This window comes from Amycolatopsis sp. NPDC059027 (genome assembly GCF_042739735.1).
GTDB lineage: Bacteria > Actinomycetota > Actinomycetes > Mycobacteriales > Pseudonocardiaceae > Amycolatopsis.
The window spans coordinates 1-1,210 of sequence record NZ_JBHYIK010000175.1 but is presented as its reverse complement, the minus strand read 5'-3'; the positions used below and the strand labels follow the sequence as shown (position 1 = coordinate 1,210).

2 protein-coding genes are annotated in these 1,210 nt (G+C 64.8%); both read right to left on the bottom strand.

What is annotated here, in order from left to right:
- Positions 1 to 196: 196 nt before the first annotated feature.
- Complete coding sequence (locus ACFWY9_RS44950) at positions 197 to 427, bottom strand: hypothetical protein (protein WP_378323087.1); 231 nt, start codon at positions 425 to 427, stop codon at positions 197 to 199.
- 6 nt (positions 428 to 433) lie between these two features.
- A partial coding sequence (locus tag ACFWY9_RS44945) for a hypothetical protein (RefSeq protein WP_378341778.1) occupies positions 434 to 1,210 on the bottom strand: 777 nt, incomplete at its 5' end.

Here is a 1,210-nt window from a genome sequence, read left to right as displayed (position 1 = left end):
ACCCACGAACCGTCCTTCACCCCGCTCGCCAGATCGTTCGCCGACTCCAGGATCCCGATCCCGGTCACCCCGGTCGTCTGCGACTGCGCCTGCGCCACCAGCGGATTACCGTCCACCGTGCGTCCCCTTCACCCCAGCGGCGGGCACCGGGTGCCCACCGGACAGAACCGCGAAACCGGCCGGAACGCCGTACCGCTCACGCCTGATGGACGAGCAGCTCCGGCAATTCGTTCTTCTCCAACCACACCTTGGACAGCTTCATCGCCGCGGCACGGAAGATCGCGTCACGGTTCTCGTCCTCCGGCCACACCTTTTCCGTGGTCCGGTCGAAGACCAGCACCCGGCGGGGGCCGCTCGCCGACTGGAACCAATACCGCGCGACCCGATCGTCGTCCTCGACTTTTCGGAGATTCACCAGAATCGCCAACGAAAATCACCTCCACGGTTCATCATAGCTCTCGTTCGTCGCCGGAGGTATCCGGCTCTCCCAGTTGGAGACGCTGTTCGCGTGCCGGTGCGCTTCCCAATAGACGGCGTTGGGATTGCCCTGCCAGTAACGGTTTTCGGCGAGTTCGTGTTCCAGGAGCGCGAGGTCGGCGTCCTGGTGACGGCCCGCTCTCAGCCGGAGCCATGCTTCCGCCATGTCGGGGTTGGCTTCGAAACGCTCGTGCACCACGCCACCGGCACCGTCGTCGAGGGGATGCCGATCGTGGAAAACGTGATTCTTGATCGTCTCGACCTCTTCGTGGGAAAACCCGCGACTACCGTCGAGACGGGGTGCGTCGCGCAGATTGTGCGCCACATCGGCCACGTCGTCGGAATTACGAATGGCGTCGTAGGCGTCATTCGCCCACACTTCGTTCCGTTCGTACGAGCGGACCGAATCGTCCACCTTGGGCCGGGACGAACCCCCGCTCTGGCCGGGTGCCGCTGCCCGTTCGCCGTCCGGACCATCGGCGTGCCCCTCACTGTGGGCACCCCCGTCCGCACCGTCCGATTTGGACGGAGAAGTGTCTCCGCCTTTCGACGAGGACGGCGAGGTCTTTCCGTCAGGCGTGTCATGCGCACTCGACGGAGACGTGTGCTCTTTCGGCACGTGGACGTCGTCAGCAGCGTGCTCGGCCTTACGAGCGGCGGACGCGCTCGTGTGCTCGCCACGCTTACCCAAACGCTTGGCCAGTTTGGACAGCTTCTCGATGATCTCGCCCAG